Genomic DNA, 21,394 nt, shown 5'->3' with positions numbered 1-21,394 from the left:
TCAGATGTGTCCAACATTTGGGGTGCAGTTCAGTGCTGCGCCCTTGTCATTTCTGCTCCCCGCGCATCATGCTTCTTCGCCTCGCCGTTTCCCTCTTTTTGCCCGTCGGCATTCTAAAAAAGCGAACGCTATCGCGTTTTTGATACTTTTCCCGATCGCTTTTCTCGCGGGATCTACAATCAATCTAACTATCTTGATTGAGGTGATCCCCAATGAATTTCAAGTTGTGGCTAGGCGGCAAGGGCGTGCATCCCCAGGAGCTTACTCAGGTAAGTGACTGGGGGGACAAATCTGCCGGGAGCAGATTTGAACGCTGCTTGCAGCGGCCCGTTAGGGCGTGGCCTACGGATGGGCCACGTAATAGAACGCAGACAACAACGCAGCGGCTTGAAAGGCGATGGGGATGATGACGTTACGCCAAATCCGCCACTTCATCGCGGTGGCGGAAACCGGGTCGATCTCCGCCGGCGCCCAGGCGGTGTTTGTCTCCCAGTCTTCGCTGACGCTGGCGATCCAGCAGTTGGAAACCGAGATCGGCGTGCGGCTGTTCGATCGCCACGCCAAGGGCATGACGCTGACCCATCAGGGGCATCAGTTTTTGCGCCAGTCGTATCTGATCCTGGCGACGGTGGACAACGCCAAGCGCAGCCTGCAGATCGGCACCGAAAGCCTGACCGGCAAGCTGACCGTCGGCGTTACCAGCCTGGTGGCCGGCTACTTCCTGGTGGAGCTGCTCACGCGCTTTAAATCGGCCTATCCCAACGTCACCGTGCAGGTGGTTGAAGACGAGCGCCCGTATATTGAGCACCTGCTGGTCAGCGGCGAGATCGACATCGGCGTGCTGATCCTGTCGAACATCGAAGACCGCGACGCGCTGCAGACCGAGGTGCTGATGCACTCGCCGTATCGCCTTTGGCTGCCGCCGTTGCACCCGCTGCTGGAGCACGAGAGCATCAGCTTGGCGGACGTGGCCAAACAGCCGCTGATCCAGCTCAACGCCGATGAAATGGACGTGCACGCGCGGCGCATCTGGTCGCGCGCCGGGCTGAAGCCGGAGATCGCCATGAAGACCGCCTCGACCGAGGCGGTGCGCAGCCTGGTGGCGGCGGGGATGGGGGTCTCCATCCAGCCGGACATGGCGTACCGCGCCTGGTCGCTCGAGGGCAACATGATCGAGGCGCGTAAGCTGGACGATCTGCTGGAGCCGCTGGATATCGGGCTGGCGTGGCGGCGCGGCAGCGCGCGGCCGGAGCTGGTGACGCCGTTCCTTACCATCGCGCGCGAGAACGGCAGCAAACACGCCGCCGGGCTTAAGCATTCGATTTAATCGAACGCGGCGTTCAGTATTTAGAATTTGTTGCCCGCCAGAGGCTCGCTTAGGCTGATTAAAACTAACTTATTCACATTTGGTTAACGTTTTTGTCACTTAGGGGCGTCAGGCGATGGCAGATGTGCAGGTTCTCTCAGGTTTGTCCTGTCAGCAGTTCATTAACGGTCAGTTGGTCGACGGCGAAGGCCAGCAGGAGTGCATCGTCAATCCGGCCAACGGCGAGCCGCTGATCGCCCTGACCGAAGCCTCTTCGGCGCAGGTCGGCGGCGCGGTGAAAGCCGCGCAGCAGGCGTTCGGCCACTGGTCGCGCACCACGCCGGCCCAGCGCGCCGCTCTGTTGCTGCGGATCGCCGACGCCATCGAGCGGCAGGCGCCGCAGCTGGCGCAGCTGGAAGCCCTCAACTGCGGTAAACCGTTGCATCAGGCGCTCAATGACGATCTGCCGGCGGCGGTCGACGTGTTCCGCTTTTTCGCCGGCGCGGTGCGCACGCAGCAAGGGCAGCTGGCCGGCGAGTATGTGCCGGGCCACACCTCGATGATCCGCCGCGATCCGATCGGCGTGGTGGCCTCGATCGCCCCCTGGAACTATCCGCTGATGATGGCGGCGTGGAAGATTGCGCCGGCGTTGGCGGCGGGCAATACCGTGGTGTTTAAACCCTCCGAACATACGCCGCTGACCATTCTGGCGCTGGTGCCGGCGCTGCAGGAGATCCTGCCGCCGGGCGTGCTGAATATCGTCTACGGCGGCGGGGAAGGGGTCGGCAGCCAGCTGGTGGGGCACCCGCAGGTGCGGCTGGTGTCGGTCACCGGCGATATCGTCACCGGGCAAAAAATTCTTCAGGCGGCGGCCAAAAGCGTCAAGCGTACCCATCTGGAACTGGGGGGCAAGGCGCCGGTGATCGTCTGCGACGACGCCGATCTCGACGAGGTGGTCAACGGCATTCGCACCTACGGCTATTACAACGCCGGCCAGGACTGCACCGCCGCCTGCCGCATCTACGCGCAGGCGGGTATCTATCCCAAGCTGGTGGACGCGCTGGGCGAGGCGGTTGCCAGCCTGCGCTTCGCCCGCAAGCGCGATCAGGACAATGAGATCGGCCCGCTGATCAGTGCCCGCCAGCGCGATCGCGTCGCCAGCTTCGTCGAGCGAGCGCTCAGTCAACCGCATATCGAATTGATCACCGGTGCCGCGGCACACTCCGGGCCGGGGTTCTACTACCAGCCGACCCTGCTGGCGGGCTGCCTGCAAAGCGACGAAATCGTGCAGCGCGAGGTGTTTGGCCCGGTGGTCAGCATCACGCGCTTCGAACACCTGGAGCAGGCGGTCGAGTGGGCCAACGACTCGGAATACGGGCTGGCTTCGTCGGTGTGGACGCAAAATATCGATCGGGCGCTGCACATTGCCGCCCATCTGCAGTACGGCAGCACCTGGATCAACACCCATTTCACCTTGGCGAGCGAGATGCCGCACGGCGGCCTGAAACGCTCCGGCTACGGCAAGGATCTGTCCAGCGATTCGCTGCAGGATTACAGCGTTGTCAGGCACGTAATGGCGAAGTTCAAAGCCAGCTTCTAGCGGTTCTATAAAGCAAAATCAGGCGGCAGCCGTTCCCTGCCGCACACAGATACGCAACACAGGGGTAATTACGATGAGAAAAACTACCGCAGTCACCACCACCGTCTCCGCGCTCTGTCTCACCGTGCTGTGCGGCCTGGCTCAGGCGGCCGATCTGCCGCAGTCGCTGGGCAAAGGCGAAGGCCGGCTGGATATCATCGCCTGGCCCGGCTACATCGAACGCGGCCAGTCCGACAAAAACTACGACTGGGTCACCCAGTTTGAAAAGCAAACCGGCTGCGCGGTGAACGTGAAGACCGCCGCCACCTCCGATGAAATGGTCAGCCTGATGGCCAAGGGCGGCTACGATCTGGTGACCGCCTCCGGCGACGCCTCGCTGCGCCTGATCTTCGGCAAGCGGGTGCAGCCGATCAACACCGCGCTGATCCCGAACTGGAAGAACATCGATCCGCGCCTGCTGAACGGCGCCTGGTACACCGTGGACGGCAAAACCTACGGCACGCCGTACCAGTGGGGGCCGAACCTGCTGATGTACAACACCAAAACCTTCCCGACGCCGCCGGACAGCTGGGCGGTGATCTTCCAGCAGCAGAACCTGCCGGACGGCAAGAGCAACCAGGGCCGGGTGCAGGCTTACGACGGCCCGATCTACATCGCCGACGCGGCGCTGTTCCTGAAGGCCACCCAGCCGCAGCTCGGCATCAGCGATCCTTACCAGCTCAACGAAGAGCAGTATCAGGCGGCGCTGAAGCTGCTGCGCAGCCAGCACGCGCTGATCCACCGCTACTGGCATGACACCTCGGTGCAGATGAGCGACTTTAAAAACGAAGGCGTGGTGGCCTCCAGCGCCTGGCCGTATCAGGCCAACGCCCTGAAGGGCGAGGGGCAGCCGATCGCCACCGTGTTCCCGAAAGAGGGCGTGACCGGCTGGGCGGACACCACCATGCTGCATGCCGACGCCAAGCACCCGAGCTGCGCCTACCAGTGGATGAACTGGTCGCTGGAGCCGAAGGTGCAGGGCGACGTGGCGGCCTGGTTCGGATCGGTGCCGGCTTCACCGGCGGGCTGCAAGGCCAGCGCGCTGCTGGGTGAGAAGGGCTGCGAAACCAACGGCTTCAACCAGTTCGACAAAATCGCCTTCTGGAAAACGCCGCAGGCGCAGGGCGGCAAGTTCGTGCCGTACAGCCGCTGGACCCAGGATTACATCGCCATCATGGGCGGCCGCTAATATCCCCTTCATACTTCAAGCCGCCTCTTTGTTGGCTGCCCGCACTTACCCCGGTCACGTACGATTTGTACGCTCCCGGGGATGCGTTTGGTTGCCGCCTCGATGCAGCTCGAATTATTTTGCGGATAGGTCTGGTTAGGTTACGGGTTGTCGCCCAATCCGCCGAAGTCATTTGATTTTTTGGAGTGCAGATCATGACCATTGCCGTGCAATTCATCGATGTTTCGCGGACTTTCGGCGATGTTCGCGCCGTGGATCGGGTATCTATCGACATTCAGGACGGGGAATTCTTCTCCATGCTCGGGCCGTCCGGCTCGGGCAAAACCACCTGCCTGCGCCTGATCGCCGGCTTTGAACAGCTCACTTCCGGCTCGATTCGCATCCACGGCCAGGAAGCCGCCAACCTGCCGCCGTATCAGCGCGACGTGAATACCGTGTTTCAGGATTACGCGCTGTTCCCGCACATGTCGGTGCTGGAAAATGTCGCCTATGGCCTGATGGTGAAGGGCGTCGCTAAACGCGAGCGGCTGGCGCGGGCGCAAGAGGCGCTGGAGAGCGTGGCGCTCGGTTTCGTTGCCGAACGCAAGCCGGCGCACCTGTCGGGCGGCCAGCGGCAGCGCGTGGCGTTGGCGCGCGCGCTGGTCAATCGGCCGCGAGTGCTGCTGCTGGACGAACCGCTCGGCGCGCTGGATCTCAAGCTGCGCGAGCAGATGCAGGGCGAGCTGAAGAAGCTGCAGCGCCAGCTGGGCATCACCTTTATCTTCGTCACCCACGATCAAAGCGAAGCGCTGTCGATGTCCGATCGGGTGGCGGTGTTCAATAACGGCCGCATCGAACAGGTGGATACGCCGCGCGAGCTTTACATGCGGCCGAAGACGCCGTTCGTCGCCGAGTTCGTCGGCACCTCCAACGTGGTGCGCAACGAGCTGGCGCAGCGCCTGCTCGGCGAAAGCCGAACCTTCTCGATCCGGCCGGAACACATCCGCCTGCTGGAGTACGGCGGCGCGGCGCAGGACGAGATCCAGGTGCAGGGCACGCTGCAGGAAATCCATTACCAGGGTGCGGCCACGCGGTATGAAATCGCGCTGAACGGCGGCGAAAAGCTGCTGGTCAGCCAGGCCAATCCGCAGTGGATCGCCGAAGGGCAACAGCGGCAGATTGGCCAGCCGATCGTCGCCTGCTGGCCGCGCGCGGCGATGGTACCGCTGCTGGAGGAGAGGTGAGATGGACATGAGCATCGATTCCCCCTCGGCGCGCGGCGGTACCGTGCGCGCGCTGTCGACCTGGCTTTATCGCCGGCCGACGCTGTATCTGCTTTTGCTGCTGGTGCCGCCGCTGCTGTGGTTTGGCGCGGTGTACCTCGGTTCGCTGCTGACGCTGCTGTGGCAAGGGTTTTACACCTTCGACGATTTCACCATGGCGGTGACGCCGGATCTGACCTTCGCCAACCTGGCGGCGTTGTTCAACCCGGCCAACTACGACATCATCCTGCGCACGCTGACCATGGCGGTGCTGGTGTCGCTGGCCAGCGCGGCGCTGGCGTTCCCGATCGCCTATTACATGGCGCGCTATACCAGCGGCCGCGTCAAAGCGTTCTTTTACATCGCGGTGATGATGCCGATGTGGGCCAGCTATATCGTTAAAGCCTATGCCTGGACCCTGCTGCTGGCGAAAGACGGCGTGGCGCAATGGTTCCTGCAGCACCTGGGGCTGGAGCCGCTGTTGGCTTCGCTGCTGACGGTGCCCGGCGTCGGCGGTAACACGCTGTCGACCTCGGGGCTGGGGCGTTTTCTGGTGTTCGTCTATATCTGGCTGCCGTTCATGATCCTGCCGATCCAGGCGGCGCTGGAGCGCCTGCCTCCCTCGCTGCTGCACGCCTCGGCGGATCTGGGCGCGCGACCGGCGCAGACCTTCCGCCACGTCATTTTGCCGCTGGCGGTACCGGGCATCGCCGCCGGATCGATCTTCACCTTCTCGCTGACGCTGGGCGACTTTATCGTGCCGCAGCTGGTGGGGCCGCCGGGCTATTTCATCGGCAGCATGGTGTACGCCCAGCAGGGTGCGATCGGCAATATGCCGATGGCCGCGGCCTTTACGCTGGTGCCGATCGTCCTGATCGCCATCTACCTTTCCATCGTCAAACGTCTGGGGGCTTTCGATGCACTCTGAACGCGCGCCCTTAGGGCTGAAGCTGGCCGCCTGGGGCGGACTGATCTTCCTGCATTTCCCGTTGGCGATCATCGCCATCTACGCCTTCAACACCGAGGATGCCGCCTTCAGCTTCCCGCCGAAGGGGTTCACGCTGCACTGGTTCAACGTTGCCGCCGGGCGGCAGGACATCATCGATGCGGTGCTGCTGTCGGCGCAGATCGCCTGCCTGGCGACCGCCATCGCGCTGGTGCTCGGCACCCTGGCGGCGGCGGCGCTGTATCGGCGCGATTTCTTCGGCAAGGACAGCATTTCGCTGCTGTTGCTGCTGCCGATCGCGCTGCCGGGGATCGTCACCGGTCTGGCGCTGCTGGCGGCGTTCAAGGCGCTGAACATCGAGCCGGGCATCCTGACTATCGTCGTCGGCCATGCGACGTTCTGTGTGGTGATCGTGTTCAACAACGTCATCGCCCGGTTCCGCCGCACCTCGTACAGCCTGATCGAAGCGTCGATGGATCTCGGCGCCGACGGCTGGCAAACCTTTCGTTACGTGATCTTGCCGAACCTCGGCTCGGCGCTGCTGGCCGGGGGCATGCTGGCGTTCGCGCTGTCGTTCGATGAAATCATCGTGACCACCTTTACCGCCGGCCACGAGCGCACGCTGCCGCTGTGGCTGCTGAACCAGCTCGGTCGCCCGCGCGACGTGCCGATCACCAACGTGGTGGCGCTGTCGGTAATGCTGTTGACCATGCTGCCGATCCTCGGCGCTTACTACCTGACCAAAGGTGGGGAAAGCGTCGCCGGCAGCGGCAAATAATTTCCTTACCCGACCTCTGATAAAAGGATAACCCTATGCAAAGCCAACTGTTGATTGACGGCCAACTGGTGAATGGCCAGGGCGCGACCCAGCCGGTGTATAACCCGGCGACCGGCGAAGTGATTGCGCAGGTGGCGGAGGCCAGCCCGGAGCAGGTCGATCGCGCGGTGCTGGCGGCGGACGCCGCGTTCGCCGCCTGGGGGCAAACCACGCCGAAGGAGCGCGCCGAGCATCTGCTCAAGCTGGCGGATCTGATCGATGAGCATGCCGAGACTTTCGCCAGGCTGGAGTCGCTCAACTGCGGCAAACCTTATCACTGCGTGTTGAACGACGAGCTGCCGGCGGTGGCCGACGTGTTTCGCTTCTTCGCCGGGGCCAGCCGCTGCCTGACCGGCATGGCGGCCGGCGAGTATCTGGCCGGGCATACCTCGATGATCCGCCGCGATCCGCTCGGCGTGGTGGCCTCGATCGCGCCGTGGAACTACCCGCTGATGATGGCGGCCTGGAAACTGGCGCCGGCGTTGGCGGCGGGCAACTGCGTGGTGATCAAGCCGTCGGAGCAGACGCCGCTGACCACTTTCAAACTGGCCGAACTGGCCGCCGGGCTGTTCCCGCCGGGCGTGCTCAACGTGCTGTTCGGCCGCGGCGCAAGCGTCGGCGATCGGCTGACCGGGCATGACAAGGTGCGAATGGTGTCGCTGACCGGCTCGATCGCCACCGGCGAGCACATCATCGCCCACACCGCCGCCGGCATTAAGCGCACCCATATGGAGCTGGGCGGCAAGGCGCCGGTGCTGGTGTTTGACGACGCCGATCTGCAGCAGGTGGTGGACGGTATTCGCGGCTTCGGTTTCTACAACGCCGGGCAGGATTGCACCGCCGCCTGCCGCATCTACGCGCAGAAAAGCATTTATCCCGAGCTGGTGAAGCGGCTGGGCGAGGCGGTGGCCAGCCTGAAGATCGGTGCGCCGGACGACGAGAGCACCGAACTGGGGCCATTGATTACCGCCCAGCATCTGGAGCGGGTCGCCGGTTTTGTCGAGCGCGCCAAAGCGTTGCCGCACGTGCAGGTGGTGACCGGCGGCGAGAAGGTAAAAGGGCCGGGTTACTATTTCCAGCCGACGCTGCTGGCCGGCGCGCGCCAGGAGGATGAGATCGTGCAGCGCGAGGTGTTCGGCCCGGTGGTGACGGTGACGCCGTTCGACGACGAAGAGCAGGTGCTGGCCTGGGCAAACGAATCCAACTACGGGCTGGCGTCGTCCGTATGGACCCGCGACGTGGGCCGTGCGCATCGCTTAAGCACCCGCCTGCAATACGGCTGCACCTGGGTGAACACCCACTTCATGCTGGTGAGCGAAATGCCGCACGGCGGCCAGAAACTGTCCGGCTACGGCAAGGACATGTCGATGTACGGGTTGGAGGATTACACCGCCATTCGTCATGTGATGTTCAAACATTGATTTTACAATAATTATCCGCACAATAGCGCGGCCTTCGGGCCGGCCCCGGCCGGCCGATGATAATAAAAATTGAAAGGAAGCCTATATGGGTATCACCAGACGCGATTTTCTCAACGGGGTGGCGATCACCATCGCCGCCGGGTTGACGCCGCTGCAAATCTTGCGCGCGTCGCCGCAAACCGCCAATCAAACCCTGTACTATCCGCCGGCGCTGACCGGGCTGCGGGGCAACCATCCGGGCTCGTTCGAGCATGCGCACCAGCTGGGGCGCGACGGTAAAACCTTTGATTTCGGCAGCGTGCCCGCCGTTGAAGAGTTCGATCTGGTGGTGGTGGGCGCCGGCATCAGCGGGCTGGCGGCCGCCTGCTTCTGGCAGCAGCTGAAAGGCGAGCAGCAGCGCATTTTGCTGATCGACAACCATGACGACTTCGGCGGCCACGCCAAGCGCAACGAATTCAACACCGACGACGGCATGCTGCTCGGCTACGGCGGCAGCGAATCGCTGCAGTCGCCGCGCTCCAACTTCAGCCCGGTGGCGATGGGGCTGCTGCGCAAGCTCGGCGTCGATATCGACCAACTGGAGCAGGCGTTTGACACCACCTTCTACCCGGATCTGAACCTGAGCCGCGGGGTTTACTTCGATCGCAAGAACTTCGGCGTCGACAAGGTGGTGAGCGGCGATCCGGGCCGCACGGTGGCGGACGACATTCCGCGCGATCGCCTCAACGGCCGCTCTTATGAAGCGTTCATCGGCGATTTCCCGCTGCCGGAAAGCGATCGCCAGGCGCTGATCGCGCTGCATACGGTGGAGAAAGATTATCTGCCGGAGATGACGCTGGAGCAGAAGGTCGAATGGCTCGATACCCACAGCTACACCCAGTTCCTGCGTGAAAAAGTGGGCCTGAGCGAACTGGCGATCCGTTATTTCCAGCAGACCACCAACGATTTCCAGGCGGTGGGCATCGACGGCACGTCGTGCAGCGATGCGCGCATTTGCGATCTGCCGGGCCTGAACGGCATGAATCTGCCGCCGCTGGACGAAGAGTCGCAGGCGGACCTCGATGATCCTTATGTGTTCCACTTCCCGGACGGCAACGCCACGCTGACGCGCCTGATGGTGCGCAAGCTGATCCCGGCGGTGGCGCCGGCCGGAAAAGACATGAACGACGTGGTGCTGGCCAAATTTGACTACAGCCAGCTCGATCGGCCGGAGTCGCCGGTGAAGCTGCGTTTGAACAGCACCGGGCTCCACGCGGCCAACGTCGGCGACAAGGTGGAAGTCACCTATATGACCGGTGAGAAGATGACCAAGGTGCGCGCCGGGCAGGTGGTGATGGCCGGCTACAACATGATGATCCCGTACCTGGTGCCGGAGATGTCGCACGAGCAGCAGGAGGCGCTCAAGCAGAACGTCAAGGCGCCGCTGGTGTACAGCAAGGTGGTGATCCGCAACTGGCAGCCGTTCATCAAGCTGGGCGTGCACGAAATTTATTCGCCGGCCGCGCCGTACAGCCGCGTGAAGCTGGACTACCCGGTGAGCATGGGCGGGTATCAGCACCCGCGCGATCCGGATCGGCCAATCGGTCTGCATATGGTGTACGTGCCGACGCTGCCGGGCAGCGGCCTCAGCCCGCGCGAGCAGTCGCGCAAAGGGCGCGCGCTGCTGCTGGGCACGCCGTTCGAGGTGCACGAGCAGATGATCCGCGAACAGCTGCAGGGCATGCTGGGCGAGGCGGGTTTCGACCATCAGCGCGACATTCAGGCGATCACCGTCAACCGCTGGTCGCACGGTTATTCCTACTTCCTCAACGGGCTGTTTGACGATGAAGAAGAAGCCAAGAAAATCATCGAAACGGCGCGGCAGCCGATCGGTAAGATCGTTATCGCTAACTCCGATTCTGACTGGAGCCCGTACGCCAACTCGGCGATCGATCAGGCGTGGCGCGCGGTGAACGAACTGGCCTACGGCAAGGTTGCCGCCAAGGAGGGAGCATGAGTCTGCGTTCGCTGTACCTGTTGAGCCTGCTGGCTGCCGGCGGCTCGGCCCAGGCGATGTCGGCCGGGGAATATGTCGCCAAAGCCGGCGACTGCACCGCCTGCCACACCGCGCCGGGCGGCGCTGAACTGGCGGGAGGCATGAAGTTCCCGACGCCGCTCGGGGCTATCTACGCCACCAACATCACGCCGGACAAGCTGCACGGCATCGGCGCCTATTCGTTCGAAGAGTTCGATCGCGCCATGCGCCAGGGGGTGGCCAAAGATGGTCACCGGCTTTACCCGGCGATGCCGTACACCTCGTACGCTAAAATGAGCGCGGAAGACATGCGCGCGCTGTATGACTATCTGATGAATGAAGTGCCGGCGCAGAACGTCGCCAACCGGGACAGCGACATCAGCTGGCCGCTGTCGATGCGTTGGCCGCTGGCGGTGTGGAACCAGCTGTTCCACGACGACCAGCCGTATCAGGCCGATCCGCAGCAAAGCGCCGAGTGGAACCGCGGCGCCTACCTGGTGCAGGGCGCGGGCCATTGCGGCAGCTGCCACACGCCGCGCGGCTGGGCGATGCAGGAGAAGGGGCTGGACGGTAAGGCGCCGGTATTCCTGAGCGGCGCCGAGCTGGACGGCTGGTATGCCTCCAATCTACGCGGCCTGCCGCCGGAAGAGGTGACGGCGCTGCTGAAAACCGGCCGCAGCCGCCATGCGGCGGTCGCCGGGCCGATGAGCGAGGTGGTGACCCACAGTACGCAGTATCTCAGCGACGGCGATCTGAACACCATTGCGGTGTACCTGCGCAGCCTGGCGCCGGAAACCGCCGCCAAAGCCGCTGCGCCTGCCGTGCAGGCGAATAATCCGGGCGGCAAGGCGACCTACGCGATGTACTGCTCGACCTGCCACGGCAACAAGGGCGAAGGCACCGATTTTGCCATTCCGGCGCTGGCGGGCAATGCCACGGTAACGGCGGACAATCCGCTGACCGCGCTGCGGGTGGTGCTGGAGGGGGCGCATACGCCAGCCACGCAGCACGCGATGGCGTTCGATATGCCGGCTTACGGCTGGGCGTTGAACGATCGGCAGGCGGCGGATCTGATGAGCTATCTGCGGGGAAGCTGGGGCAACCAGGCGGCACCGGTGACGGTGCAGCAGGTGCAGGACGCGCGCCAACTGCAGGCGAAATGAGAGGGGAGCGCGGTCTGACGGCCGCGCTCCGCAAGCATTACAGCACCTTATGCGGGCCGAAACATTCGTAGTGGATGCGTTCGGCCTCTACGCCCATCTCCAGCAGCTGTTTGCCCACGAACTGCATGAAGGCCACCGGGCCGCAGAAGTAATAGTGCATCTGCGGATCGGCCAGGCTGCCTTGCAGCGCGCTCAAATCCATCAATCCGCGGCTGTGGTAGTCGCGGCCTTCCACGTCATCGGCACCCGGCTCGCGGTACCACACATGGCGGCTCAGATTCGGCATACGCCCGGCAATATCCGCTACCTCATCGGCAAAGGCGTGCACGCTGCCGTTTTCCGCCGCGTGCAGCCAGTGGACCTGCGCCTGATGCTGGTTGTCGTGCAGGGTGTTGAGCATGCCGAGCATCGGGGTTTGGCCGACGCCGGCGGAGACCAGCGCCACCGGCGTGGTCGGTGCCACGTCGAGGAAGAAGTCGCCGTGCGGCGGGGCGATGTAGATCACGTCGCCTTCCTGCGCCTGCTGGTGCAGGTAGTTGGATACTTTCCCCAGATCTTCGCGCTTCACCGCGATGCGGTAGAACTCGCCGTTCGGCGAGGTGGTCAGCGAGTACTGGCGAATTTCCTGATGCTCCAGGCTGTCGTGCTTGATGTAGACCGCCAGGTATTGCCCCGGTTTGAAGTCCGCCACCCGGCCGCCGTCCACCGGCGCCAGCACGAAGCTGCAGATCACGTCGCTCTGCGGCTGTTTCTTCAGGATGCGGAACGCGCGCAGATCGCGCCAGCCGCCGTTGTCGGTTTCGCTCTGCTGATAAATCTGCTCTTCACGCTGGATAAATACGTTGGCCAGCACGCCGTAGGCTTTGCCCCAGGCGTCCAGGACTTCCTGGCCTGGGCTGAACATTTCGTCCAGCGTCGCCAGCAGATGACCACCGACGATGTTGTACTGCTCCGGCTGGATATTGAAGCTGGTGTGCTTCTGCGCGATGCGCTCCACCGCCGGCAACAGCGCCGCCAGGTTCTCGATGTTGGCGGCATAGGCGCAGATGGCGTCGAACAGCGCCTGACGCTGATCGCCGTTGCGCTGGTTGCTCATGTTGAAAATGTCTTTCAATTCCGGGTTGTGCGCGAACATGCGATCGTAAAAGTGGGCGGTCAGCTTCGGCCCGGTCGCAGCCAGCAGGGGAATAGTGGATTTCACGGTGGCGATGGTTTGGCTATCCAGCATGGAAGCGCTCCTTGGGTTGAGATCTTGACGAGAATTTTAATGATGTATTTTAAATGCATCTTATTGGGTTCCGCGTCGCTTGTAAATACCCTTGTTTTCGTTGCGGTGTTCTTCGGGCGTCGATCGCGCTCACAGAACATGAAAAAAGCGCATTGTTCGCATGAGGAAATGTCCGTTGATAAACGGCGGTGTTTCGCGGATCAAAGCCTTGCGCCACCTTATGCCAATCGTTTGCGTAAAAACCTCTGTCAAGACCTATCTTCGGTGGGGCGAAACGGTTTACACTGTGGCCCAGAACCCAAACGGGTAGTTATTTGGTGATTTTTTAGTTAGCTGATTTAAGTCAGGAGATGCCGGATGTTAAAGCGTGAAATGAACATTGCCGATTACGATGCGGAACTGTGGCGTGCCATGGAGCAGGAAGTGGTGCGTCAGGAAGAGCACATCGAGCTGATCGCGTCTGAGAACTACACCAGCCCGCGCGTGATGCAGGCTCAAGGTTCCCAGCTGACCAACAAATACGCTGAAGGCTATCCGGGCAAGCGTTACTACGGCGGCTGCGAATACGTGGATATCGTTGAACAGCTGGCTATCGATCGCGCCAAAGAATTGTTCGGCGCCGATTACGCCAACGTGCAGCCGCACTCCGGCTCCCAGGCTAACTTCGCCGTGTACACCGCGCTGCTGCAGCCGGGCGACACCATTCTGGGCATGAACCTGGCGCACGGCGGCCACCTGACCCACGGTTCTCCGGTCAACCTGTCCGGCAAACTGTATAACGTGGTGCCTTACGGCATCGACGACAAAGGCCAAATCGACTATGACGATCTGGCCAAGCAGGCGCAAACCCACAAGCCGAAAATGATCATCGGCGGCTTCTCCGCTTACTCCGGCGTGGTTGACTGGGCCAAAATGCGCGAAATCGCCGACAGCATCGGTGCTTACCTGTTCGTCGACATGGCGCACGTGGCGGGCCTGATCGCCGCCGGCGTGTACCCGAACCCGGTACCGCACGCGCACATCGTCACCACCACCACCCACAAAACCCTGGCGGGCCCGCGCGGCGGCCTGATCCTGGCGAAGGGCGGCGACGAAGAGCTGTACAAAAAGCTGAACTCCGCCGTGTTCCCTGGCGGCCAGGGCGGCCCGCTGATGCACGTGATCGCCGGCAAGGCGGTGGCGCTGAAAGAAGCGATGGAGCCTGAGTTCAAGGTTTACCAGCAGCAAGTGGCGGTCAACGCCAAGGCGATGGTGGACGTGTTCCTGCAGCGTGGCTACAAAGTGGTCTCCGGCGGCACCCATAACCACCTGTTCCTGCTGGATCTGGTCGACAAAAACCTGACCGGTAAAGAAGCGGACGCTGCCCTGGGCCGCGCCAACATCACCGTCAACAAAAACAGCGTGCCGAACGATCCGAAGAGCCCGTTCGTCACCTCCGGCGTGCGTATCGGCACCCCGGCCGTGACCCGTCGCGGCTTCAAAGAGGCCGACGTGCGCGAACTGGCCGGTTGGATCTGCGATGTGCTGGACAACATCAACGATGAAGCCACCATCGAACGCACCAAGAAGAAAGTGCTGGATATCTGCGCCCGCCTGCCGGTTTACGCATAATCCCGCTTTCGCCTGACAAAACCCGCTGCGGCGGGTTTTTTTATGCCCGCTAGCAGCAAACTGTGAACTGTATGGCACTCTAACGTATTGAAGTGGAATGACGATTGCGGGGCGGTGTGAGCTCTGTCAAAGTATTGCCCTCACTCCGGAGGGATCATGGTTCTGCAATCAACGCGTTGGCTCGCTCTCAGTTATTTCACCTACTTCTTTTCCTATGGCATCTTCTTACCGTTCTGGGGCGTATGGCTGAAAGGTGAGGGCATCGCGCCCGAAACCATCGGCATGTTGCTCGGTGCCGGCTTGGTGGCCCGCTTCCTCGGCAGTTTACTGATTGCACCCCGCGTTAAAGATCCCTCTCATTTAGTCTCCGCCCTGCGCCTGCTGGCGCTGCTGACCCTGGCCTTCGCGGTCGGCTTTTGCTTCGGCAACGGCTGGGGCTGGCTGATGCTGGTGATAGCGGGTTTCAACCTGTTCTTCTCGCCGCTGGTGCCGCTGACCGACGCGCTGGCCGGCACCTGGCAAAAGCAGATCCGCATGGACTACGGGCGGGTGCGGCTGTGGGGCTCGCTGGCGTTCGTCATCGGCTCGGCGCTGACCGGGCAGCTGGTGGCGGTGTGGGGCCATAACGCGATTCTCTACAGCCTGATCTTCAGCGTGTTGGCGATGCTGCTGGGCATGTTGCTGAAGCCGAGCGTCATGCCACAGGGCGAAGCGCGCACGCACAGCGGAGCCGAGCGCTCGCTGTGGGCACTGTTGAAAGAGGGGCCGGTCTGGCGCTTCCTGCTGTGCGTCACGCTGCTGCAGGGGGCGCATGCCGGCTACTACAGCTTCGGCTCCATTTACTGGCAGGAGGCGGGCTATTCGGCCTCGACTATCGGCTATCTGTGGTCGCTGGGCGTGGTAGCGGAGGTGATTATTTTCGCCAGCAGCAACGTGCTGTTTCGCCGCTGGAATGCGCGCAACCTGTTGCTGCTTTCCGCCTGCTGCGGCGTGTTGCGCTGGAGCCTGATGGCCTACAGCACCGAACTGGGCTGGTTGCTGCTGATCCAGATCCTGCACTGCGGCACCTTCACCGTCTGCCATCTGGCGGCGATGCGCTTTATCGCCGCGCGCCAGGGGCAAGAGGTGATCCGGTTGCAGGCGGTGTATTCGGCGCTGGCGATGGGCGGTGGTATCGCCGTCATGACGGTCATTGCCGGGTTCCTGTTCGAACATTGGCAGGGCGGGGTATTCTGGGTGATGGCGGCGGTCGCGGTGCCGGCCTTGTTCATCCGGCCGCCGGCGGTCAGCGTCAGCCGCTGATTAAGGGGCTTCCAGCAGCGCGCGGATCGCCTGGCGCTGCCGGGTTTCCAGCGGCAGTTCGGTATAGATCAGCGGCGGGTGCGGATCGCTGTGCACCGCCGCATAAGGGGTGATCACCAGCATGATGCCCTGCGGTGCTCCGCCGCGCAGATAGTCGCTCAGCGGCAGATACTTGATGTTCAGCGGCAGCAGCGTGAGCTCGCGGATCTGGTATTCCACTTCTTCTTCCAACTGCGGGTTGTCCAGCGTCAGCAGCAGCACCTGTTTTTCCTGCAGCGCGTTGTCCTGCATCAGCCAGGCGCCGAAGCTGATGGCCACCAGGCCCGCCTCCTCGTTGGAAAAATGCACGCCGTACTCCTGTTCCAGCGGTTTCAACGCTTCCTGTGTGGTGCGCATTAGCCGCGGGTATTTGCGCACCACTTCTTCCAGCAGCATATTGTCGATGCCGATGGCGAAACGGCAGCGCTCCAGCGCCGGCGCCAGGTGGGCGAACAGCTGGCTGACCAGCTCCGCCTTGCTGCTGAAGGCCATGCCGGAAAGCTGCTGGAAGCGCTCGACCATGCTGTCGATGGCCGCCATCAGCCGCTGTTCCTGCGCGGAGTCGTTGCTGTGGTAGCTGTGATTTTTCAACATGGTAAACGTCAGCGCCAAAAAATCGCGCTCGTCTGCCTGCGGCGGCTGGTTAAACAGCCGGTTGCAGGCCTGATGCAGCCAGGCGGCGGCCTGCTGCTCCGGCTTTTGCCGCAGCCAGTCGCGCTGAACGGCGTCGAAACGCGGATGCTGCCGCAGGCGATTTTGCCAGGCGCAGTAGAGCAGATAATGCTGCAGGAATTGGCGGTCGCGCGCATCGAAGCGGCGGTTGAGCAGCGGTTCGCAAGCATCGATCGCCTCTGCCAGCGCAGACGCCGGGGCGGCATCGGCCGCCAATGCGTGCCGCAGGCGCGGGGCGAAATCGCCTTCAACGAATTGCGGGCTGCAGCGCAGGGCCCGCCGCAGCCAATGGATCAGGCACAGGCGCTGGTCGAGCGCGCTGCCCCGCAGCTGGTAACCGCGATCGGGACCGACGGCGATCTCCAGGTGGTGGAAACGCTGGATTTCACTGGCCACCTCGGCTATATCTTGCCGGGTTATCGGGGGGGCGACGCCGTTGATTCGGCTCAGGGTCTCCAGCTGCAACTCGGGCTCCGGCGTGTACAGCATCAGCAGCAGATGGCAGCGCCGTTGTTGTCCGGAGAGCTCGGGCACGGGAGAGGTGTCCAGGCTCATTATCACCTTCCGGCATAAAAGGTTGCGATTATGCCTAAGCATAGCAAAAGGCTTTGTAATGGCAGGGTTACTGCGTGGCTTTTACTTCGGCTTACAACTTTCGTCACAAATATCGCCGGGAGAGGCGGGCCGTTCGGTATTTATTTATGTTACGTTATAACAAATGCAGGTAAGACAGGATAATGATGAAGTTACGTCGTCTTTTGGCTGCCTTCGGCGCCGTGTTCAGCGCCGGTGCGATCGCGCATCCGCACAGCTTTATCGACATGAATACCACCTTCGTCGCCAAAGACCAGCGGCTGGTCGGCCTGAAAATGGTGTGGGTGATGGATGAAATCACCTCGGCGGATTTGCTCTACGATGCGAAAAACGCCAAGAGCGATTCGGAAGTGTGGAAAAAGCTGGCGGCGGAAGTGATGGCCAACGTGCTGGGGCAGCACTATTTCACCGATCTTTACCGCGACGGCAAGCCGGTGAAATACCTGAACTTGCCCAGCGAATATCACCTGTCGCGCCAGGGTAATCAGGCGGTGCTGGAGTTCGTGCTGCCGTTGGCCGAACCGCAGCCGCTGGCGGGCAAGCCGTTCGAACTTTCTACTTACGATCCGACTTATTTCGTGGATATGACCTATAAAGACCAAAATGCGCTGCATCTGCCGCCGGAGATGGCGCAGCTGTGCAGCTACAAGCTGATGACGCCGAAGCCGAATGCGTCGCTGCAGGCCTATGCGCTGTCGCTCGACAAGAACGACTCGCCCGGTGAGGACCTGGCGCTGGGGCAGCAGTTCGCCCAGCGGGTGACGCTGCAATGTCGTTAAATTTCTCACCACCGACGACGAGCCGACGCCACTGGGTCTTCGGCCTGTGGCCGCTACTGCCGTTCACGCTGGCGCTGGCGGCCGCCGCGCTGCTGGCGTGGCACTATTGGCCGCAGCTGCTGATGCAGAGCGTGGTATGGCAAAAAGCGCTGCACCAGCAGATGGCGGGGCTGTTACAGCAGGTGAAGGCTGCGCCGCAGCAGGCCGGGCTGGCGCTGATGCTGTTCAGCCTCGGCTATGGCATCTTGCATGCGCTCGGCCCCGGCCACGGCAAAGTGGTGATCGCCACCTACCTGGCTACCCATCCGGCGCGGTTGAAAAGCAGCCTGAAGCTGACCTTCGCCGCCTCGTTGGTGCAAGGCGGGGTAGCGATCGCGCTGGTCACGTTGATGCTGGTGGTATTGCAGCTCTCTTCGCGCCAGCTGCACCAAAGCAGCTTCTGGCTGGAAAAGGGCAGTTTTATTCTGGTGATGCTGCTTGGCGTGCTGCTGAGTTGGCGCGCGCTGAAACGCCTGTTTGCGGCGATCAAGGCGATGCGCCCGGCACCGGCGCTGCGCATCAACAGCCTGACGCCGCTGGCGGCGGATCATGTGCACAGCGCCCACTGCGGCTGTGGCCACCGGCATCTGCCGAGCGACAGCGAGCTGCAGGCGGGAAGCGACTGGCGCACTCAGGCCGCCATCGTGCTGGCGATGGGCATGCGCCCCTGTTCGGGGGCGATTTTGGTGCTGCTGTTCTCCAAGGTGATCGGCGTGTTCGGCTGGGGAGTGATCTCCGCGCTGGCGATGGCGTTCGGCACCTCGTTGACCATCTCGATGCTGGCACTGCTGGTGCATTACAGCCGCCGGCTGGCGGTGCGCCTCAGCCGTTCGCGCGCGCCCGCGGCCTGGAGCGCGGTGGCCTGGGGGGCGTTGGCGCTGGCCGGCGGCCTGATCCTGCTGGCTGCGGGGCTGTTGCTGTACGTCAGCGCGCAGCCGGAATTCGGCGGTGGCATCCGGCCCTTCTCCCGCTAACGGGCATAAAAAAAGCGCTGCATCGGCAGCGCTTTTTTTCGATTCGCTTCTGGCGATTAACGCTTCAGCGCTTCGCTCAGCTCTTCACGCATGGTGGCCAGCATGGCTTTCACTACGCGCGGGTTGCCTGCAACCACGTTGCCGGAGCTGAAGTGGTTGTGGCCACCGACGAAGTCGGTCACCAGGCCGCCGGCTTCACGCACCAGCAGTTCGCCCGCGGCGAAATCCCACGGCTTCAGGCCGATTTCGAAGAACCCGTCTACGCGACCGGCGGCCACATAGGCCAGATCCAGCGCGGCGGAACCGGTGCGGCGGAAGTCTGCGCACTGGGTGAACAGCTTGCCGACGATGTTGATGTAAGGCGTGGCGTGCTGTTTGACCTTGAACGGGAAGCCGGTCGCCAGGATGGTGCCATCCAGATCTTTGGCGTTGGTGCCGCGCAGGCGGTAACCGTTGAGCTGTGCGCCCTGGCCGCGAGTGGCGGTGAACAGTTCGTTGCGCATCGGATCGTAGACCACGGCCACTTCAGTACGGCCTTTGATGCGTACGGCGATGGAAACGGAGAAATGAGGGAAACGTTTGATGAAGTTTGCAGTGCCATCCAGTGGATCGATCACCCATTGCACATCGCGATCTTCGCCGATCAGCTCACCGCGTTCTTCGCTCACGATACTGTGTTGCGGATAAGACTTGCGGATGACGTCGATGATCAGATGCTCTGCATCGCGATCGACGTTGGTGACGAAGTCATTGGTCCCTTTCTGGCTCGCTTCTACAGCGTCCGGGGTTTCGTAGTTTTTGGCAATCAGGTTACCGGCCTTGCGCGCAGCGCGCACGGCGATAGTCAGCATCGGATGCATGGGTATCTTCCAACTAGGATGTTAAAGAACAGGAAACGGCGCGAAGTATAGCAGCTGTTCGGCAAATTGCCTATGGCTGTGTTAAGATGCTGCGATTTTCCGCCACGCTCAGAGTTTGTATGCTGCACAATATCCGCATTGTTCTGGTAGAGACTTCACATACCGGCAACATGGGCTCGACCGCCAGAGCCATGAAAACCATGGGTTTAACCAACCTTTATCTGGTTAATCCGCTGATCAAACCCGATTCTCAGGCCATCGCCCTGGCCGCCGGTGCCAGCGACGTGATCGGCAACGCCACTATCGTCGACACCCTCGATGACGCCATCGCCGGCTGTAGCCTGGTGGTGGGCACCAGCGCACGTTCTCGCACCTTGCCGTGGCCGATGCTGGAGCCGCGTGAATGCGGCGTGCGCGCGGTACACGAAGGCGAACACGCGCCGGTGGCGCTGGTGTTCGGCCGCGAACGCGTCGGGTTGACCAACGATGAACTGCAGAAGTGCCACTACCACGTCGCCATTCCGGCCAACCCGGACTACAGCTCGCTGAACCTGGCGATGGCGGTGCAGATCCTGGCGTATGAAGTGCGCGTGGCTTACCTCGATCGCCAACAGGCGGGCGCGCCGCAGCTGGAAGAGACGCCGTATCCGCTGGTGGACGACCTCGAGCGTTTCTATCAGCACCTGGAGCAGACGCTGCAGCGCACCGGCTTTATTCGCCCGTCCCATCCGGGGCAGGTGATGAGCCGCCTGCGTCGGCTGTTCACCCGCGCGCGCCCGGAAGGACAGGAGCTGAATATCCTGCGCGGCATGCTGACGTCGATCGAGAAACAGGATAAACATCAAGGTAATTAATTGATGTGGCATAACGGTGGGCGACAATAGTATTAGTTATCCAAAGGTTATAACATGTATTTTATATACCTTTGTTCTTGCTAAGTTCAAAACGTGCTAATACTTGAGTCAATTACTGGGTTAAATAGTTGACTGTTTTACTCAGGAATGTCAGACTTTCGGCCATATTTGACCAACAGGTAACCATTGAGCTATGAGACTGACATCCAAAGGCCGTTATGCCGTAACCGCTATGCTCGACGTAGCGCTGCATTCCCAGGAAGGGCCGGTGCCACTGGCGGACATTTCCGAACGCCAGGGTATTTCGCTCTCTTATCTGGAACAATTATTCTCCCGTCTGCGCAAGAATGGCCTGGTGGCCAGCGTGCGCGGTCCGGGCGGGGGTTATCTGCTGGGTAAAGACGCGGGTGAGATCGCCGTTGGCGCTGTCATCACTGCCGTCGATGAATCGGTAGATGCAACCCGTTGCCAGGGCAAAGAAGGCTGTCAGGGCGGCGATCGCTGCTTGACCCACGCCCTGTGGCGCGATCTGAGCGAGCGCATCAGCGGGTTCCTGAACAACATTACGCTGGCAGAACTGGTCAATAACCAGGAAGTGCTGGTGGTGGCGGATCGTCAAAACAACGATACGCGCCGCACGGCCAACGGTCGTCCGCAAGAAACTATCAACGTTAATCTGCGCGCATAAGCAGCTGGCGAAATTTTT

General features: G+C 62.1%; 19 protein-coding genes. 16 read left to right on the top strand and 3 right to left on the bottom strand.

What is annotated here, in order from left to right; all coding sequences use genetic code 11:
* The 10 genes from HMPREF3138_RS26810 to HMPREF3138_RS03275 form a co-directional block, all read left to right on the top strand.
* The coding region (locus HMPREF3138_RS26810; protein WP_210394198.1) for a hypothetical protein at window positions 1-277 on the top strand (277 nt) is incomplete at its 5' end.
* 126 nt (window positions 278-403) lie between these two features.
* Entirely contained in the window at window positions 404-1,327 is a 924-nt protein-coding gene (locus tag HMPREF3138_RS03315; RefSeq protein WP_038874511.1) for a LysR substrate-binding domain-containing protein, read from the top strand.
* Window positions 1,328-1,442: 115 nt separating this feature from the next.
* Window positions 1,443-2,906 carry a gamma-aminobutyraldehyde dehydrogenase gene (locus tag HMPREF3138_RS03310; protein ID WP_038874512.1) on the top strand — a complete coding sequence of 488 codons (1,464 nt, stop codon included), beginning with the start codon at window positions 1,443-1,445 and terminating at the stop codon, window positions 2,904-2,906.
* A 73-nt stretch (window positions 2,907-2,979) separates the two neighbouring features.
* Window positions 2,980-4,134 (top strand): putative ABC transporter substrate-binding protein YdcS, encoded by a 1,155-nt coding sequence (gene ydcS / locus HMPREF3138_RS03305; RefSeq protein ID WP_033635611.1) that lies wholly within the window; start codon window positions 2,980-2,982, stop codon window positions 4,132-4,134.
* Between the two features lie 194 nt (window positions 4,135-4,328).
* Complete coding sequence (locus HMPREF3138_RS03300; RefSeq protein ID WP_038874513.1) at window positions 4,329-5,357, top strand: ABC transporter ATP-binding protein; 1,029 nt, start codon at window positions 4,329-4,331, stop codon at window positions 5,355-5,357.
* Window position 5,358: 1 nt separating this feature from the next.
* Window positions 5,359-6,303 (top strand): ABC transporter permease, encoded by a 945-nt coding sequence (locus tag HMPREF3138_RS03295; protein ID WP_033644105.1) that lies wholly within the window; start codon window positions 5,359-5,361, stop codon window positions 6,301-6,303.
* Entirely contained in the window at window positions 6,293-7,099 is an 807-nt protein-coding gene (locus tag HMPREF3138_RS03290) for an ABC transporter permease (protein ID WP_038874514.1), read from the top strand. Before HMPREF3138_RS03295 ends, HMPREF3138_RS03290 begins: the two co-directional genes overlap by 11 nt.
* Window positions 7,100-7,134: 35 nt before the next feature.
* Complete coding sequence (patD, locus tag HMPREF3138_RS03285) at window positions 7,135-8,559, top strand: aminobutyraldehyde dehydrogenase (RefSeq protein WP_038874515.1); 1,425 nt, start codon at window positions 7,135-7,137, stop codon at window positions 8,557-8,559.
* A gap of 85 nt (window positions 8,560-8,644) precedes the next feature.
* A complete protein-coding gene (locus HMPREF3138_RS03280) occupies window positions 8,645-10,555 on the top strand; it encodes an NAD(P)/FAD-dependent oxidoreductase (protein ID WP_038874517.1) in 1,911 nt (636 codons plus the stop codon).
* The gene (locus tag HMPREF3138_RS03275) at window positions 10,552-11,736 is read left to right on the top strand and encodes a c-type cytochrome (protein WP_038874518.1); all 1,185 of its coding nucleotides are present in this window, start codon (window positions 10,552-10,554) and stop codon (window positions 11,734-11,736) included. Before HMPREF3138_RS03280 ends, HMPREF3138_RS03275 begins: the two co-directional genes overlap by 4 nt.
* A 37-nt stretch (window positions 11,737-11,773) precedes the next feature.
* On the opposite strand, the gene hmpA is transcribed toward HMPREF3138_RS03275, so the two are convergent.
* Window positions 11,774-12,964, bottom strand: a complete 1,191-nt coding sequence (hmpA, locus tag HMPREF3138_RS03270) for an NO-inducible flavohemoprotein (protein ID WP_038874521.1) — start codon at window positions 12,962-12,964, stop codon at window positions 11,774-11,776.
* A gap of 357 nt (window positions 12,965-13,321) precedes the next feature.
* Between hmpA and glyA the strand changes: the two genes are divergently transcribed.
* Both glyA and HMPREF3138_RS03260 read left to right on the top strand, forming a co-directional pair.
* On the top strand, window positions 13,322-14,575 hold the full coding sequence (gene glyA / locus HMPREF3138_RS03265) for a serine hydroxymethyltransferase (protein ID WP_025303922.1): 1,254 nt from the start codon (window positions 13,322-13,324) through the stop codon (window positions 14,573-14,575).
* Between the two features lie 156 nt (window positions 14,576-14,731).
* Window positions 14,732-15,877, top strand: coding sequence for a 3-phenylpropionate MFS transporter (locus tag HMPREF3138_RS03260; protein ID WP_038874523.1), 1,146 nt, complete (start codon window positions 14,732-14,734; stop codon window positions 15,875-15,877).
* Here HMPREF3138_RS03260 and csiE read toward each other — a convergent pair whose 3' ends face one another.
* Window positions 15,878-17,143 (bottom strand): stationary phase inducible protein CsiE, encoded by a 1,266-nt coding sequence (gene csiE / locus HMPREF3138_RS03255; RefSeq protein ID WP_038874525.1) that lies wholly within the window; start codon window positions 17,141-17,143, stop codon window positions 15,878-15,880.
* Between the two features lie 182 nt (window positions 17,144-17,325).
* Here csiE and HMPREF3138_RS03250 point away from each other — a divergent pair, with 182 nt between their 5' ends.
* Window positions 17,326-17,961, top strand: a complete 636-nt coding sequence (locus HMPREF3138_RS03250) for a DUF1007 family protein (RefSeq protein ID WP_033651572.1) — start codon at window positions 17,326-17,328, stop codon at window positions 17,959-17,961.
* Window positions 17,952-18,974: a nickel/cobalt transporter gene (locus tag HMPREF3138_RS03245; RefSeq protein WP_038874527.1), complete on the top strand. Its 1,023-nt coding sequence runs from the start codon at window positions 17,952-17,954 to the stop codon at window positions 18,972-18,974. The genes HMPREF3138_RS03250 and HMPREF3138_RS03245 overlap by 10 nt, the downstream gene beginning before the upstream one ends.
* Window positions 18,975-19,030: 56 nt before the next feature.
* Here HMPREF3138_RS03245 and suhB read toward each other — a convergent pair whose 3' ends face one another.
* Complete coding sequence (suhB, locus tag HMPREF3138_RS03240; RefSeq protein ID WP_004941400.1) at window positions 19,031-19,834, bottom strand: inositol-1-monophosphatase; 804 nt, start codon at window positions 19,832-19,834, stop codon at window positions 19,031-19,033.
* 119 nt (window positions 19,835-19,953) lie between these two features.
* Between suhB and trmJ the strand changes: the two genes are divergently transcribed.
* Window positions 19,954-20,688, top strand: coding sequence for a tRNA (cytosine(32)/uridine(32)-2'-O)-methyltransferase TrmJ (gene trmJ / locus HMPREF3138_RS03235; protein WP_025303916.1), 735 nt, complete (start codon window positions 19,954-19,956; stop codon window positions 20,686-20,688).
* 193 nt (window positions 20,689-20,881) lie between these two features.
* Window positions 20,882-21,376, top strand: coding sequence for a Fe-S cluster assembly transcriptional regulator IscR (gene iscR, locus HMPREF3138_RS03230; RefSeq protein WP_004941404.1), 495 nt, complete (start codon window positions 20,882-20,884; stop codon window positions 21,374-21,376).
* The last annotated feature ends 18 nt before the right edge of the window (window positions 21,377-21,394 follow it).

The organism is Serratia sp. HMSC15F11, from assembly GCF_001808215.1.
Classification (GTDB): domain Bacteria; phylum Pseudomonadota; class Gammaproteobacteria; order Enterobacterales; family Enterobacteriaceae; genus Serratia; species Serratia nevei.
The sequence above is the reverse complement of the archived record's forward strand: the minus strand, read 5'-3'. Positions and strand labels throughout refer to the sequence as shown.